The 749-nt window shown below is 61.3% G+C and carries 2 protein-coding genes; one reads left to right on the top strand and one right to left on the bottom strand.

All coding sequences use genetic code 11. The annotated features are described in order from the left end of the window. Positions 1-456, top strand: a 456-nt coding sequence (locus A3730_RS11795; protein WP_156501169.1) for a diguanylate cyclase, incomplete at its 5' end; no start/stop codon positions are given. A gap of 48 nt (positions 457-504) precedes the next feature. Here the strand turns inward: A3730_RS11795 and A3730_RS11790 are convergent. Further along, positions 505-749 (bottom strand): transketolase C-terminal domain-containing protein (locus tag A3730_RS11790; protein ID WP_304439493.1); only part of this gene is annotated, 245 nt, incomplete at its 5' end.

Genomic DNA, 749 nt, shown 5'->3' with positions numbered 1-749 from the left:
GTAATGTTGGTGGATGTGGACCGCTTCAAGGCCTACAACGACCACTACGGACACCTGCAAGGCGATCTTTGCCTACAGAAGCTGTCAGCGGAATTCCATCGCTACAGCCGCCGCGGGGGGGATCTGGTGGCTCGCTTTGGTGGGGAGGAGTTCGTGCTGTTGTACCCGGAAACCGATGAAGTGGAGGCGCAGCAGCTGGCGTCCCGGCTATGTCGTTCCGTGCGCTCACTGGCCATCCCCCATGCGGATAATCCGCAAATGAACGAAGTGACGGTCAGTGTTGGCGTGGCCACGATGATTCCCGGCGACCGGCACAGTGCCGGAGACTTGCTGGAGGCTGCGGACCGGGCCCTCTATCTGGCCAAACAAGGCGGACGGGATGACTGGCGAATTTACCAGGCGCCGCCTGCGGTGCGCTTGGTCAAGGAGCGCAAGAACGACGAAGGGGAGCGATGATCGCTCCCCTTTCAGTTGTTGCTTTCCCGTGACTTTGCCGGGGCGGAGCTAGCGCTCCCGGGCTTCACGAAGGGTCTGTTGGCGGTTCAGGCGTTTGCGGATCTGTTGCTCAATGCCCTCTGCATCCAGGCCCGCTTCGGCCAGTAACACATCCCGCTTGCCGTGATGAATGAAGTGATCCGGCAGGGCCAGGTTCAGTACATCCAGCACTACGCCTGCCTCGTGCAGCAGTTCATTCACGGCCGAGCCTGCGCCCCCCATCTGCTGATGGTCTTCTGCGGTGACCAGCAAGG

The organism is Alcanivorax sp. HI0044 (assembly GCF_001634945.1).
This window is presented reverse-complemented; position numbering and strand designations above follow the sequence as displayed.